The sequence below is a fragment of the Pedobacter nyackensis genome, from assembly GCF_900176505.1.
Lineage (GTDB): Bacteria > Bacteroidota > Bacteroidia > Sphingobacteriales > Sphingobacteriaceae > Pedobacter > Pedobacter nyackensis.
On record NZ_FWYB01000004.1, the window covers coordinates 1 to 14762 of the forward strand.

Genomic DNA, 14762 nt, shown 5'->3' on the forward strand with positions numbered 1-14762 from the left:
TCTTTTATATTTACTGAGAATTTTAAAAAGGTCATTATATTGTTGTTATGCAAAATGTATTGACTGTTCGTGTGAGATCAATTCGGTCTTGGTAAGCTTCCAGCTATACCGTAAAAAAGGGATGATCCACACGATTTCATTCTCAGGAGTCTGAACAGTACTTAAGGCCGCTATAACGAGCCTGAATAAAACAAAAGGATAGACGAAGGAGGATTAAGTCGATACGATTTAAATTCTTGATTATGGCTATTACAAAACAATCAATTGGGATAGATATCTCAAAAACTAAATTTACTGCATGTCTATGTCAGCGTTTAGAGGACGGTAAATTAACGTTCTCAAAGTCTTTAGATTTTAGTAACGACACCAAGGGTTTTAATCAATTGCTACGGTGGGCGAAAAGCATTATTGTTGCTGGAACAGAGCTTGTATTCCTGATGGAAGCTACAGGTGTTTACTATGAACATTTGGCGCACCACCTTTACAAGATCAAGAAAACGGTTCACGTTGTGCTACCCAATACCTCAAAGCACTATTTTTCCAGCCTAAACATCAAGACAAAGACAGATGCAGTTGATGCGAGAATACTCAGCCAGTTTGGGATAGAGCGAATCCATAAGTCATGGGCTCCACCTCCTGCAGCATTGTTGCAGCTTAGGAATCTAACCCGGTATTATGTTCAACTGCAGGAGCAGAAAACTGCTCTTGGGAACATTAAGCATAGTAAGGATTGCTCACATGACATTCAAAATTTCATCATCAAAAGCAACAAGAAATTGATTGTCGAGATAGATAAAGAAATTGCAAAATGTCTAATTGAAATCAAGAAACTTCTAGAAGCCGACAGGGTTCTGAAGGAAAAAGTAAGAAAGTTGTTGACAATAAGAGGCGTCGGCCTTATTACTCTTGCTACAATTCTTGCTGAAACTATGGGTTTTAAGCAGTTTGGTAGCGTTAAGCAACTTGTGAGCTATTCAGGCTATGATGTTGTGCAAAGGGAATCTGGAACATCAATAAAGGGAAAGACAAGAATATCTAAGAAAGGAAATAGGTATATCAGGAATGCACTCTATTTTCCTGCAATGGTAGCATGCAGATACAATGAGTCATTAAAGGAAATCTACATGAGAATAAACCAGAAAAAAAGCTCTAAAATGGTAGGCCAAGTTGCTATACAGAGGAAATTACTAATTCTAATCTATACCCTTTGGAAAAATGATACTGAGTTTATGGAAAATTATAAAGGAAGTAGTCCCGATCCGATAATCGAGACTACACAAGATAGTTCAGTAGTTGAACTTCTTTAGATTACAAAAATACTTTTTTGTCTAAATATTTGGATTTTAAAACAGTACCTTTTTTAACCTGATGTTGATGATTCCTGAATTTCCTGCAGCATCATATTTAGCTGAAGGGTTAGTGATCAGTTCGATAGATTGTATAGCGCTTCCTTCTGTGCTACGCAATAGATTGGCTAATTGCTCGGAGGATAGGTAAGTAGGTTTACCATCTAGCATGACATTTACCCCCTGTTTACCTCTCAGGCTAATCTTTCCGTCTTTGTCGACCGTTACACCTGGAGATTTTTGCAGGATGTCAAGTGCAGAATTGCCAACAGCCAATGTGCTGTTTTCCACATTGATTACTGTCTTATCTACCTGTCGTTCTATTAAAGGCTTTTGTTTCACAATTTCAACACCTTTTAGTTGTCTGCTATCTTGTGTTAGTTGTGTAGGGTCAAGTTTGTGCAACTGGTTGATAGCGCTGATTGTGTAGGGGCCTTTGTATGTTTTTTTGTAGCCAACCACATAAAAAGCTACGAGATAAGCACCTTGTTTAAGGTTTGCTAATGTATAGCTGCCGTTATCGGCACTGAGTGTTCCTTTTACTAATGTTGAATCTTTGGCGTCCAGTAACGTAACGGATGCATAGGGAAAGGCTTTCTGTGTTTCATCCAATACTTTACCTGATATTTCACCTGTAATATTGTTTGACTGGGCATAAGCTGCGCCTATTGATAAAAGAGCTATAGATACAACAATAGATAAAGATATTTTAATCGTTTCCATGGCTTGTAGTTTTGTTTTCGGTTGTGTAAATCGAGCGTGCGTTTTAATAAGACGCGATTAATCCGAATACGTTGCAGCATTTACAGGAAATTGGACAAACATTAAGAAACGAACGACCAATTGGCTTAATACTTCGACGAAATTGAAGCACTTGTGGGGAGGGGACAAAAAAAAGCTGCCTCTTGTGAAGGCAGCTTTTTTCATATGATTTTGTTTATGGCTTATGCCAATACTTTAGTAACAAGATCAGCTGCATCTTTCAATGCGATTGCTGAATATACTTTTAAGCCTGAATCGTCAATTAATTGTTTTGCTTCAACTGCATTTGTTCCTTGTAAACGGCAGATGATTGGAACTGGAACGTCACCGATCTCTTTGTAAGCATCAATAACACCTTGAGCAACACGGTCGCAACGTACAATACCACCAAAGATATTGATAAGGATTGCTTTTACGTTAGGGTCTTTAAGAATGATATTGAAACCTGCTTTTACTGTTTGTGCGTTTGCAGTACCACCTACGTCAAGAAAGTTAGCAGGCTCACCACCAGCAATTTTAATGATGTCCATAGTTGCCATCGCTAAACCTGCACCGTTAACCATACAACCTACGTTACCGTCAAGTTTTACATAGTTAAGGTTTGATTCGCTAGCTTCTACGTCTGTAGGATCTTCTTCCAATTTATCACGCATTGCTGCATAATCAGGATGACGGAATAAAGCATTCTCGTCTAAGTCAACTTTAGCATCAACTGCGATGATTTTGTCATCAGAAGTTTTTAACACAGGGTTGATTTCAAACATAGCAGAATCAGTGCTGTCGTAAGCTTTGTAAAGAGCAGTAACAAATTTTACCATTTCTTTATGAGCACCACCGCTTAAACCTAAGTTGAAAGCGATTTTACGAGCCTGGAATCCTTGTAAGCCTACTTTAGGATCGATCTCTTCCTTAAAAATTAAGTGAGGAGTGTGTTCAGCAACTTCTTCGATGTCCATACCACCTTCGGTAGAGTACATGATGATGTTTCTTCCGCTTGCACGGTTTAACAGCACACTTACGTAAAATTCTTTGGTTTCAGATGCACCTGGATAGTAAACGTCCTGAGCAACTAAAATTTTGTTAACTTTCTTTCCTTCTGGACCAGTTTGTGGAGTTACCAACTGCATACCTAAGATAGCAGTAGCTTTTTCCTTAACCTCATCAAGGTTTTTAGCCAGCTTTACGCCCCCGCCTTTACCTCTACCACCTGCGTGGATCTGAGCCTTAATTACAACCCAGTCAGAATTGTAGTCAGTTTTCATTTTTTTAGCAGCTTCTACAGCTTGCTCTACCGTGTCGGCTACTACACCTTCTTGTACGGCTACTCCAAAACTTTTAAGTATTTCTTTACCTTGATATTCGTGGATATTCATTATGCTGAAAAAATTTGTTCAAATCTACAACTTCAAAAGCTTTATAACAAATGGCTATAGGTATTTTCAATGTTTATATTTTCAGGCTCCGGTTTTAGTTTTTTTATGGTCTTTTTAAATTTGAGTTTCATCTTCATCCAGTAGTTGCTGAAATTGACTCGTCCAGCCTTAAATAGTCTCTTGTGTGCAAACCAAACCACGAGCGTAGTAGAAAAATAGAACACCGTATAAAAGTAATAAGTGATTATCCTCATAAATGGGTTTTTATGGTTGTATAATAGGCTTAATCGCTCAATTTGAAAGTTAATATGCGCAGCTTCATCAATTAAAATGTCTGTACATATTTGTCTAAGCAGCTTGCATTCTGTGGCATCTTTCAGGCATTGATAAAAAATCTGAGCTGTACTCTCGACAGTGATTACTGCGATGGTCCAGAATTCCATGTGTGTATTTAAACCTCTCATTTTTCTAAACAAACTGTCGCCCCAGTCTTTTTTAATTCTTTGTTCACCTATCAGATCAATATATCGCCCTAAATTATTGCCGTGTTTTTGCTCCTCCTTAATGAATAATTTTATAGCATCGGTGTAATGGGGATCATTAAGTTGTTTTGCATGCTTGGTCGCCGCATTTACCAGATTAGTTCCCTCTGATGTTTCGCCCAGTTGCCAGGCTTGCAGAGCGGCTAAAATGTTTTCTTTCTCCGTTGATGTCAAAGTAGGGGCAGTGCTCCAGTCGATCCTTTGTTTTTTGAGATTTTGACTAAAATAATTTATCCAGTACAGTGAGTCGTGCATAGGTTTAGATGTTAGTGTGATAGCCGGTTTTTAACTAAATATTGCTGGGTTTTCCAGTCGCGGTAGTTCCAGGAGCGCCAGGTTGTCCGTTTATAGGTTTCTTTAAAATTATCGATGCGCCGATTCAGGTCTTTTTCAAACCCCTTTAGTTGCTCCATGTCAGTATTCTCCTTGCGAATATTACGCTGGGTGGTAGTGTCATATACCATTTCATACGCGTAGCTGGAATTATTCAGGTATTTTGAAAGCAGTTGTTTATTTTCATTTAACAGCGGCAAAGTTTTGTCAGAGAAGCTAAGTAAATGATCCAGATCTAAGGCGGTCGTATTTCTGTTATTGATGTTGTATCTCACAATGGAAGCGTCCCAGTTTACGAAACCAAAGGCTGGCAAAAGGACATACCATACAAAACCGTTTACTTTACACAAGTAGAAAAGAGTTTTTTGCTTTGCGACTTTGAGGTAAACAGTAATAAGACCTATAGTGCAGAGCAGTAAGAATATTAAAACCCCAATACGTTTATAAGTTAAACCAAGTGCATTTATGTAATTGAAATCTCTAATTAAAACAGAGGAAATCAGGAAGATATTCTGGGCGATCCAGAGATAAGCAAGTACACGGATGGTTTTATTCTTTTGGTAGAAGTTTAAATTTCCTCTGAAAAAATAAAGAATCACCAGCATTGCCATAATGATACTTAGTATTAATGCATTGGTTCCATCATGAAGTTCAGCAGAATAGCTGGCGCTTTTTAGGCTTTCATCTTTACCGAGCCATAAGGAACTGACGTCAATTACATTTAAAGAAAGTAACAGGAGGTTTAGAACCAGAAAAGATAGGATACCAATGATGTTTTCTGTTTTTAAAGCCATAGTCCGTTTTAATATGCTGCCGGCAAAAACTGCGATGATTTCGTGCACAAATGAGTTGTTTTTCTGATCCCTTCGTCTACGGATCAACTGCTCACTGAAACTTGCTTCAAATCTTTCTAAGTTGATGCCTTTCAGGCTGATGAATACCGCTGCGGTGATGAGCATTCCTAAAATGAGATGCATCAGACGGAGGAAGCTCAAATCATCAAAAAAGAAATAGAAAACGGTGTCGATCAAATCGCCTATGCTTGAGGTAATTTGATTCATATAGTTGGAAAATATGGGGTTGGCACTGTAAAGTACGCTGAAAAAAAGAAGGGCAATAAATGGAATAAAGATGTATTTAATGATTTGGAATACAGGCTTAAAAGAGAAGTCTTTGAAATAAGGAGTCATCATTTTTTTTACCAGGTTTAGTGGTGCTGTTATAAATTGTAGAAAGGCGGCAAGGAGACTGGTGAAAACGCTTCTTAGTAACTGAAAATGAACAAATCCCACCATGATGGCCAGACTGATGTACCAGGTTATAATGGTAAGAATGGATTGGTTTATTACGACCAGTATGGCTGCCAGAAGGTGGGCTCCACATGAGAGATATAGTTTTTTGTTTTTTCGTTTTTCCGGGTCAAGTAGGATAATAACGAGTATAAACAGGGAGTAGATCAGTAAGTTAAGGGCTTGCTTTTCCATCCAAAAGAGAAGACTGAATAGTATGCCACCAGCCAGGGTTGAAATAAGCTGTAAGTCTATTCGCAGTTTCATAGGAGTTGTGACTTGGTTGATTGATGTAGTTTCCATGGTTGTGTAAGATTAAGTTAGAGCGGTTAGAGGGGGATTTCGGTAATGATTAACAGGTATAAAAAAGCTATGGGAAGATTTAGTAACATGATCGTAGCCGTTTTTAATAGGAGGTAGTCTTTGGGATAAATGATGATGGTAATGAGCAGTGTAAGCAGAATAATTAGATTACCTATCATAGCAGTGGAGAGGTATAAGAGCCCTACGTAGATCAGTGGGTTAAACTTTGTTACGATATATATTAAAAACAATGCTGTTCCTATCAGAAAGGAGTATTTTGCGAAACCTTTGCCAATAGCGGTGATTTGGTCGATTGATGTTGTTTCCATTTTTTTAGATATTTAAAAGTGCTTTGTAATTCAAAGTGATCGTGCAAAAAAAAATTAAATACCCTTAATCATTTTTTCTAAAGCATCTAAATGTGCTTTAAAAGCGTGTCTGCCGAGCTCTGTAAGGATATATGTTGTATTCGTTTTTTTTCCTATAAATGATTTTTGAACTTTTAGGTATTGTGCCTGTTCCAGTGTATTCAGATGGGAGGCAAGATTGCCATCAGTTAGTTCCAGCAATTGCTTCAGTTCGTTAAAACTAATGCTGTCATTAACTATCAATACCGACATCACGCCTAATCTGATTCGGCTGTCGAATATCTTATTTAGGGCCTCTATGGGATTTTTCATTAATTCCCCCTTTCGTATTTAAAGTACATCAGCGTTCCATAAAAGATATGAAGTACACCGAACCCAATTGCCCAGAAATACAAACCATAGCCAATGTTAAACATGGCAATTAATCCAAGTATAATTTCACAGAAGCCTAAAAAACGAATATCAGTATACGTGTATTTGCTGGCGTTAATTAAGGCGAGTCCGTAAAAAACCAGGCAGGAGGGAGCGATTAATCCATAAGTACCGGGATGAGCAAGTAGTAAAGCTACAATAAACAGTCCGCCAGAAACGAGGGGGATCGCTAAATTCAACAATAAGTTTTTAGTAGTTCTGTCCCAAAATGGCAAGTTCTTTTTTCTGCTTTGTCTTAAAGTGAGCAGCAAACCACCGGTCAACGCTACAAGCAATACACCAAAACCTATCTTAAGCAGATTAAATTCCAGATCTTCTATTGAAGAACCGTATGTGTAAGTGCCATTCAGGTAGTTAGCGATCTCTCCATGCGCAAGATAAGCACCAACCAAGGCTGTGAATCCTGCAAAAACTCCGGATAAACCGCTTAAAGAAATAAATCGGGATGAACGGTCCATCAGTTTTTTGATGTCGTTCAGTGCATTGAGTTGTTCTTCCTGCTTGTTCATTTTGAAAGTACTTTGTTTTTCAAAGTTAAAGTATAATTCTGAACATCCAAGAAATATTTAGGATTATTTGTTCTGGTATATTTGTTTAACCTTCTGCTATGTTTTTGTAAGTTTGCAGCTATGTTAAAAGCCACAGGTATAACAAAAGCTTATGGAAATCTGCCAATATTAAAAGGTGTAGATTTTGAAGTGTCAAAAGGCGAGATTGTAAGTATTATAGGTGCCTCTGGTGCGGGTAAAAGTACACTTTTACATATTTTAGGCACTTTAGATAAACCCGATCAGGGGGAGGTTGAGCTGAAAGGTACTAAAGTGAGCAAACTTTCTGGTGAGCTACTGAGCATTTTTCGCAACCGTAATATCGGTTTCGTGTTTCAGTTTCATCATTTGTTACCTGAGTTTACCGCTTTAGAAAACGTTTGTATCCCTGCTTTTATAGCAAAAACACCGAAAAAACAGGCCGAGCAACGGGCTATGGAATTGCTGGATCTGTTAGGTTTAAAGGATAGGGCAGACCATAAGCCAAATGAGTTGTCAGGCGGAGAACAGCAACGCGTCGCGGTTGCGAGAGCATTGATCAATAATCCTGCAATTATTCTTGCGGATGAACCATCCGGTAATTTAGATTCGGCGAATGCCAATGCGCTGCATGAGTTCTTTATTACACTCCGTAATAATTTTCAGCAAACCTTTGTTATTGTTACCCATAACGAAGATCTGGCAAAAATAAGTGATAGAGTAGTAACCATGAAAGATGGCTTAATTATATGAGGATATTAATAACCGGCGGGAAGTCGGCACAGGCCCTGAAACAGGCCAAATTGTTTACTGATGATGATGCTATCGTATTAGCGGATTATGGCGATATGCCTAATTTTCCATCAACCAGATATACATTCCTTTCATTAGGAGAAAGAAACGACGCTATTATAGCGCATAACCTGTTAAATCATTGTCTTAATGAGGCAGTTGATGCTGTGGTGGTTTTGAATGCTTTTGAAATAGAACAAGTTGAAAAATCGACTGTCCTTTTTGAAGAGTTTAATATTAAAGTATTGCCGGCTGAGGCTAGTATGGTTATCCCTCAAGTACCTTCTGATGAACACTGAAAAATACCTAAAAGATAAGCAGTCTTTTATTTTCGAATTAGACAATGTGATCTATCCTGAAAAGGATTATTATTTACAGGTGTATTATCTGTTTGCGCAGTTTATAGAGTACGGAGAGCAGTTAAATTCGGCTGATGTTCTCGCTTTCATGCAGCAAACTTATCTGGAGGAGGGTGAAGTTGATATTTTCGCTAAAACTGCAGCAAAGTTCAATATACCTGAAAAGTATAAGGTTAATTTTGAGATGTTGCTGCTCAGTGTTCGGTTGCCACTTAAGCTGTTGATATATAATGAAGTACTTAGCCTTCTGCAGGCGATTGTTTTAGAGCGTAAGCAAATCTTTTTATTGGTAAGGGGAAATCCTGCCATGCAGCTCAATAAAATTAAGCAAACGGAGTGGAATGGACTTGAAAAATACCTGACGGTATTCTTTACAGAGGAGTTCGAAACCGAAGCCGAAGCTATGAAAGAAATTATGGAGCAGCATCAGATTGAAAAAGATGGGGCATTGTTGATCGGAAGTTCCTCATTTGCAGAAAGTTCAGCGTTAAGTAATAAAATGGATTATTTGTTTGTAAATGAACTATTTGGGCAATAAAATCGTTTTAGTTTAGTTAACTTTACTTTACTTAAAACTTTTGAAATGAAATCCATCTTTTTGTTGGAGAAACCAACGCTCCTGCTAATGCTTCTTATTACAGTGCTGTCTATGGGCGCTTGTAAAAAGTCGAGAATTACACCTGAACCAGTTACGCCTGGACCTCGTAATGCTGGTCCAAATACTAAGCAGACACCCACCACTGATAGAACACAGTTGACCAACGATTCTTTATTCCTTTATGCAAAGGAGGTGTATTATTGGAATGATGCATTGCCTTCATATGATGATTTTACGCCCAGAAATTACGGTATTAATTACGATAGCGAGTTGTTTGCTATTACTAAATATAAAATAAACCCTGCTACAAGCCAGGCTTATGAGTACAGAGCCTCTGATCCGAACAGACCTAAGTACTCTTATATAGAGGATTTAGCTAATCGTAATCCTGTTGCTGTACTCGCAAGTACGGAAGCTACTGTGAATTTAGATGGTAATGGTAATGATGTTGGTATTTTAGCGGTAAGTGCCGTTAGAAATAGCAGCACTTCTCCTGATTATAAACTTTTCATTAAAGCTGTCGATAAAGGGTCTCCTGCAGATGGATTGGGGCTTACCCGTGGAGCTTATCTCACAAAAATAAATAATGTGGCTATAGGTACTGTGGCGAATTTTAATAGCGAAGTAAACACTATAAATGATGCTATATATGGTAATCCTGCTTCAATAAAGATTGAAGGTTTTAGAACTGATGGTACTCCTTTTTCAGGTACTTTAACTAAGTCACTATATAAGAGCAACCCTATATTTAAAACCAATGTATTAACTGTTGGTGCAAAAAAAATAGGGTATCTGGCTTATGCACGCTTTTCAAGTAAAGCAAATTCTGAGGCTGTTTTGGATGCAGCTTTTAAAGATTTCGCTTCACAATCGGTTACAGACCTGGTGATTGATTTAAGGTATAATGGTGGTGGATATGTAGATATGGCTGAATATTTGGTTAATCTGATTGCTCCGTCAACTGCAACAGGAGTAATGTATAAGGAGTACTATAATTCAACTATGCAGAATCATCAGGCTACTATTTTAAAAAATCAGCCCCTGCTGGATGATAATGATAAAATACGATATAGTAATGGCAGGATGTTGAATAGTTTTGATGATTTGGATTTTAGTCTAGCCAGGAACACCTATTCGTTTAGTAAAAAAGGGACATTGGCTAATGTTACTAATATTGTATTTATTGTTACTGGCAATACAGCTTCTGCAAGTGAGTTAGTTATTAACAGCTTGAAGCCTAAGATGAATGTGAAGTTAGTTGGCGTACAAACTTATGGTAAACCGATTGGATTTTTTCCGATACGGATTCAGAATAAATACGATGTCTATTATTCTATGTTTGAAACTAAGAATGCACTGGACCAAGGGGGGTATTATGGAGGTATGACACCTGATGTTATAAATGACAGGGATTTTGCGAATTATGATTTTGGTGATCCATCTGAATACTTATTAGCATCTGCAATAGACGTTTTGGTACCTAAGACAGTTACAACTAGTGTAGTGTCAAGGAATCGGGTAATGAGTGTATCGACCGATGGATTAGGCTCCAAATCAAGTTTAGGTGGATTGAATCAGACCAAAGAATTCATTGGGATGATTGAAGCAAGAAGGCGTAATAAATAAAAGCCTGTTAATCAAGAGTCTTAACTATATATTGTGAATTTTATATATATAATTGTGTAAATACCTTTGAATTATGGCTCTTTTTTTGTTTTATTGTGTTTCAGTAGATTAAATGTATGTTTAATCAGGAATTAAGCCAATATAATTATGTTAGGGGAATTAATAGAGAAAGAAGCGATAGACATCAGTCAGATCATTCCTGCTGATCAGAATCACACCGAAGAATTGAGAGTGAAATTGAACGCAGCACAGCGTTTAGGGAATGAGTTTAAATCAAAATCGGATATTACGTTCAACACGAAAGAAGGTCCGAAAACGGTTTCTACAACCGTATGGTCGGCTACGGAGAAATTTCTTCAACTAAAAAATGGAATACATATTCCTTTAAACTGCTTACTGGCTATCGATTTTTAAACCTTACTGTTTTTTCATTTGTATCTTTTCGTGAAATAATTTCTGAATATCACGTTCTTTATCGATGTTAATAATGATTTCCAGAATGGAGTTGCTGGCATCGATAAAGAATGTTTTATTGATATTCTTATAATCATCAGTAGCCTTGTGGTAATCTTTATGGTCTTCCACACCAAAATAAATAAAAGGAATATTCTTGTCGTTAAAGGCTGAATGATCACTCTGATTGGTCCAGTCATCTTTCCCCAATTTAGGGTCATCATGACCAAAAAGCACCTTTAATTTTGGGTTAGTAGTATAGAAATAATTCTTTAAGGCTGGATATTTAAAAGTACCACAGGCATAAAGCTCTCCCTTTTCATTTCGACTGATCATATCCATATTAATGTTTAGACTGATCTTACTTATGCTGACCGGTGGATTGGCTATAAATGCTTTAGCCCCCTGAAAGCCCATTTCTTCTGCATCGAAAGCAGCAAAAATTATGGTGTGATTAGGTTTGTGCTCCATATAATAAGTCGCGAATTTTAATAAAGCTGCTACACCTGATGCATTGTCATCAGCACCATTGTATATTTCATTATTAATGATCCCTATGTGGTCATAGTGTGCAGAAATTACGATCACCTGATCACTTTTCCCTTCAATAAAGGCAATCATATTTTTGCCCTTAACTATGCCATTTTTTGTTTCAAATGAAAAAGGTTGCTCGTAGTTTGGTGATTGAGGGAAAGATTTTAAGCCAATTGCTTTAAATCGGTTGCTTAGGTATGTTCTGGCCATCTCAGCACCTTTAGTGTCGGTTTTACGCCCTTCATAACTATCGGAAGATAAGATCTCCACATCACTTAGTAGCTGCTTATCGGACGATGTAATAGCAGGTTTTTTTACGGTACTACAGCTTAGCAGTAAGCCTAGTGATAAAAGCAGATAAGTATTCATATGAATGAGTTTCAACATTATGTAAAGATAATTAAATTAAAAGGCCTGTCCAATGATTATTGAACAGGCCTTTTAGTTGGACTATTAGGTGATCTAGTAATAAGTTAACCTGATTACGCCGGCCATTTTTTTAGCCAGACGAATAACCTGTCTGGTGTAGCCATATTCGTTGTCGTACCATGTATAAAGCACTACCGACTTATTGTCTTTTGCAATGATGGTTGCAGGACCGTCGATAATAGAAGCGTGACTATTTCCAATCAGGTCAGTGCTCACCAATTCATTGGAAATTGAATACTCAATTTGTTCAGACAAATCCCCAAACAATGAAGCTTGTTTCAATACTTCAGATACCTCTTCTTTAGACGTTATTTTATTTAAAGATAAGTTCAGTATTGCAAGTGAAACATTTGGTGTAGGAACACGCACTGCGTTTCCAGTCAGCTTTCCACCTAAATGAGGAATTACCTTCGCTACAGCTTTATCAGCACCGGTTTCGGTAATTACCAGGTTCAATGCTGCTGAGCGACCTCTGCGATACTTTTTGTGATAGTTGTCCAGTAAATTCTGGTCATTTGTGTAAGAGTGTACGGTCTCTATATGTCCTTTTTCAATGCCAAAAGCATCGTCTACTATTTTTAGTACCGGTACGATCGCATTTGTAGTACATGAAGCATTTGATAAAATGTTTTCTACATTGAAGTCAATTTCAGAGTCATTGATTCCTGCAACTACGTTAGGGATATCGCCTTTGGCAGGAGCGGTTAATAACACCTTGCTGATGCCTTTAGCTTTAAGGTGTCTACCCAAACCTTCACGATCGCGGTAAATACCGGTATTATCAATTAAAAGGGCATCTTCAATATCGTAAGCTGTGTAATCTACTGATTCCGGTGATGAGGCTTCAATGAAATGAACGGTTTGACCGTTGATGATCAATGCTTTGTTTTCAAAATCTTCGATGATGGTTCCATTAAAAGGACCATGAATTGAATCTGTGCGTAATAATTCGCCTCTTTTAATCAGTTCTTCATCGCTATAGCTGCGGGTTACAATTGCTCTTAAGCGAAGTTGTTCACCTTTTCCAGCTTGTAGAATAAGCTCTCTAGCGGCAATTCTTCCAATACGACCAAAACCGAAAAGCACTACATCTTTAGGTTTTAAGCTAATTTTATCTTTACCTATGTGTTTGCTTAATTTGTTAACTACGAAGTCGTGCATAGACGGATAGTCGTTGTTGTCTGTCAGCCATTCTGAAGCTAGTCGGCCAATATCTACCCTTGAAGGGGCCAGGTTACATTTAGCGATGGTGGTAGCTAGTTCTAATGTTTCATAGATACTAATGTCTTTTCCACTTACTTCTTTTGCATACTGATGGTGTGCAAGGATCTCGCTGCTGCCTACATCGAATAAAGGCTTACGGAATAATACAAGTTCAACAGATCTGTCGAACCAAAGCTGTCCCACAATATTGATTAATTCAATTGCTTTCTTTTCTTTTTCAATCCAGTTTTGGAACTCAGATTGGTACTTCTTTAACATGTCAGAATTTTTTGGTTAGAATGCTGCAAAAGTAAAAAAGATTGAGCGAGTACCCAATCTTTTTTGCTTTATAATTTTTATGAAGGATTTTACCGTCGCGTTCTGAAGTAAATTCAGTACGACAAGGCGTTTAACCTAAATATGATTTTAATATTTTACTTCTTGAAGTGTGACGTAGACGTTGTAAAGCTTTGTCTTTAATCTGACGAACACGTTCGCGGGTCAGGTTAAATTTCTCACCAATTTCCTCCAATGAAAGGGGATGGTTGGTGCTTAAGCCAAAGAACAATACGATGATTTCACGTTCGCGTTCTGTTAAAGTAGACAATGAGCGTTTAATTTCTTCAGAAAGCGACTCGTTGATTAAGCTGCTATCCGTGTTTGGCTCATGGTTTTCCAATACGTCAAGCAAAGTGTTTTCTTCACCTTGAACGAAAGGAGCATCCATAGATACATGGCGACCTGAGTTACTTAAAGTGTCTGAGATTTTATCTACCGTAGTTTCTAAAATGTCTGCCAATTCTTCAGGAGAAGGCTCACGCTCATACTCTTGCTCTAATTTTGAGAATGCTTTACTGATTTTACTTAAAGAGCCTACCTGGTTTAATGGTAAACGCACAATACGACTTTGCTCAGCAATAGCTTGCAAAATAGATTGACGAATCCACCAAACGGCATATGATATAAATTTGAAACCTTTAGTTTCATCAAAACGCTTAGCGGCTTTAATCAGACCAAGGTTACCTTCGTTAATTAAATCTCCTAGGGTTAAACCTTGATTTTGATATTGCTTAGCTACCGAAACAACGAAACGTAAATTGGTTTTTGTTAAACGTTCTAATGCAGCCTGATCTCCTTCCCGTATCTTCCTTGCTAATATTACTTCTTCTTCTGCGGTGATTAAATCCACTTTACCAATCTCGTGAAGGTATTTGTCTAATGATTGACTTTCGCGATTGGTAATTGATTGCGTGATTTTGAGTTGTCTCATTTATATGTTTTGGTACTCGTTATGTGTTTTGAACGTGCAAAAGTAAGAATTTAAAGGCATTTTTGAAACATAAATTCCTGAAAATGTTACACTTTACAACAGTAATTTGTATATATTGAATGCAGCAAAAATTATTCCAAAGTACATTTGTCAGTGTTTTTATTTTGTAAGTATAGCAAAGGCGAAATTGTGATTCACAATTTGCATGTTGATAGATAATCAT

At 37.5% G+C, this 14762-nt stretch carries 16 protein-coding genes; 6 read left to right on the forward strand and 10 right to left on the reverse strand.

Features of this window, described 5'->3' with window-relative positions; translation table 11 throughout:
• Window positions 1-242 precede the first annotated feature (242 nt).
• The gene (locus B9A18_RS09850; protein ID WP_084289126.1) at window positions 243-1307 is read left to right on the forward strand and encodes an IS110 family RNA-guided transposase; all 1065 of its coding nucleotides are present in this window, start codon (window positions 243-245) and stop codon (window positions 1305-1307) included.
• A gap of 36 nt (window positions 1308-1343) precedes the next feature.
• Here B9A18_RS09850 and B9A18_RS09855 read toward each other — a convergent pair whose 3' ends face one another.
• The 7 genes from B9A18_RS09855 to B9A18_RS09885 all read right to left on the reverse strand — a co-directional run bounded on the left by B9A18_RS09855 (window position 1344) and on the right by B9A18_RS09885 (window position 7257).
• On the reverse strand, window positions 1344-2069 hold the full coding sequence (locus tag B9A18_RS09855) for a TonB-dependent receptor (RefSeq protein WP_084289127.1): 726 nt from the start codon (window positions 2067-2069) through the stop codon (window positions 1344-1346).
• Window positions 2070-2290: 221 nt separating this feature from the next.
• Complete coding sequence (gene sucC / locus B9A18_RS09860; protein ID WP_084289128.1) at window positions 2291-3481, reverse strand: ADP-forming succinate--CoA ligase subunit beta; 1191 nt, start codon at window positions 3479-3481, stop codon at window positions 2291-2293.
• Between the two features lie 41 nt (window positions 3482-3522).
• Window positions 3523-4278, reverse strand: coding sequence for a ferritin-like domain-containing protein (locus B9A18_RS09865; RefSeq protein ID WP_084289129.1), 756 nt, complete (start codon window positions 4276-4278; stop codon window positions 3523-3525).
• A gap of 11 nt (window positions 4279-4289) precedes the next feature.
• Window positions 4290-5948, reverse strand: coding sequence for a DUF4153 domain-containing protein (locus B9A18_RS09870; protein ID WP_084289130.1), 1659 nt, complete (start codon window positions 5946-5948; stop codon window positions 4290-4292).
• A 26-nt stretch (window positions 5949-5974) separates the two neighbouring features.
• Complete coding sequence (locus tag B9A18_RS09875; RefSeq protein WP_084289131.1) at window positions 5975-6277, reverse strand: hypothetical protein; 303 nt, start codon at window positions 6275-6277, stop codon at window positions 5975-5977.
• 54 nt (window positions 6278-6331) lie between these two features.
• Complete coding sequence (locus tag B9A18_RS09880) at window positions 6332-6628, reverse strand: winged helix-turn-helix domain-containing protein (RefSeq protein ID WP_084289132.1); 297 nt, start codon at window positions 6626-6628, stop codon at window positions 6332-6334.
• A complete protein-coding gene (locus B9A18_RS09885) occupies window positions 6628-7257 on the reverse strand; it encodes a hypothetical protein (protein WP_084289133.1) in 630 nt (209 codons plus the stop codon). Before B9A18_RS09885 ends, B9A18_RS09880 begins: the two co-directional genes overlap by 1 nt.
• A gap of 120 nt (window positions 7258-7377) precedes the next feature.
• Here B9A18_RS09885 and B9A18_RS09890 point away from each other — a divergent pair, with 120 nt between their 5' ends.
• The 5 genes from B9A18_RS09890 (at window position 7378) to B9A18_RS09910 (ending at window position 11064) form a co-directional block, all read left to right on the forward strand.
• A complete protein-coding gene (locus B9A18_RS09890; protein ID WP_084289134.1) occupies window positions 7378-8028 on the forward strand; it encodes an ABC transporter ATP-binding protein in 651 nt (216 codons plus the stop codon).
• Window positions 8025-8366 carry a hypothetical protein gene (locus tag B9A18_RS09895; protein ID WP_084289135.1) on the forward strand — a complete coding sequence of 114 codons (342 nt, stop codon included), beginning with the start codon at window positions 8025-8027 and terminating at the stop codon, window positions 8364-8366. The genes B9A18_RS09890 and B9A18_RS09895 overlap by 4 nt, the downstream gene beginning before the upstream one ends.
• On the forward strand, window positions 8356-8964 hold the full coding sequence (locus tag B9A18_RS09900) for a haloacid dehalogenase (RefSeq protein WP_084289136.1): 609 nt from the start codon (window positions 8356-8358) through the stop codon (window positions 8962-8964). Before B9A18_RS09895 ends, B9A18_RS09900 begins: the two co-directional genes overlap by 11 nt.
• A gap of 45 nt (window positions 8965-9009) precedes the next feature.
• Window positions 9010-10650: a S41 family peptidase gene (locus B9A18_RS09905; RefSeq protein ID WP_084289137.1), complete on the forward strand. Its 1641-nt coding sequence runs from the start codon at window positions 9010-9012 to the stop codon at window positions 10648-10650.
• Window positions 10651-10797: 147 nt separating this feature from the next.
• Window positions 10798-11064, forward strand: coding sequence for a hypothetical protein (locus tag B9A18_RS09910; protein WP_084289138.1), 267 nt, complete (start codon window positions 10798-10800; stop codon window positions 11062-11064).
• 3 nt (window positions 11065-11067) lie between these two features.
• On the opposite strand, the gene B9A18_RS09915 is transcribed toward B9A18_RS09910, so the two are convergent.
• The 3 genes from B9A18_RS09915 to B9A18_RS09925 all read right to left on the reverse strand — a co-directional run bounded on the left by B9A18_RS09915 (window position 11068) and on the right by B9A18_RS09925 (window position 14539).
• Entirely contained in the window at window positions 11068-12024 is a 957-nt protein-coding gene (locus tag B9A18_RS09915) for a M28 family peptidase (protein WP_084289139.1), read from the reverse strand.
• A 75-nt stretch (window positions 12025-12099) separates the two neighbouring features.
• Complete coding sequence (locus B9A18_RS09920) at window positions 12100-13548, reverse strand: glyceraldehyde-3-phosphate dehydrogenase (RefSeq protein WP_084289140.1); 1449 nt, start codon at window positions 13546-13548, stop codon at window positions 12100-12102.
• A gap of 130 nt (window positions 13549-13678) precedes the next feature.
• The gene (locus B9A18_RS09925; RefSeq protein WP_008242129.1) at window positions 13679-14539 is read right to left on the reverse strand and encodes a sigma-70 family RNA polymerase sigma factor; all 861 of its coding nucleotides are present in this window, start codon (window positions 14537-14539) and stop codon (window positions 13679-13681) included.
• Window positions 14540-14762: the final 223 nt, after the last annotated feature.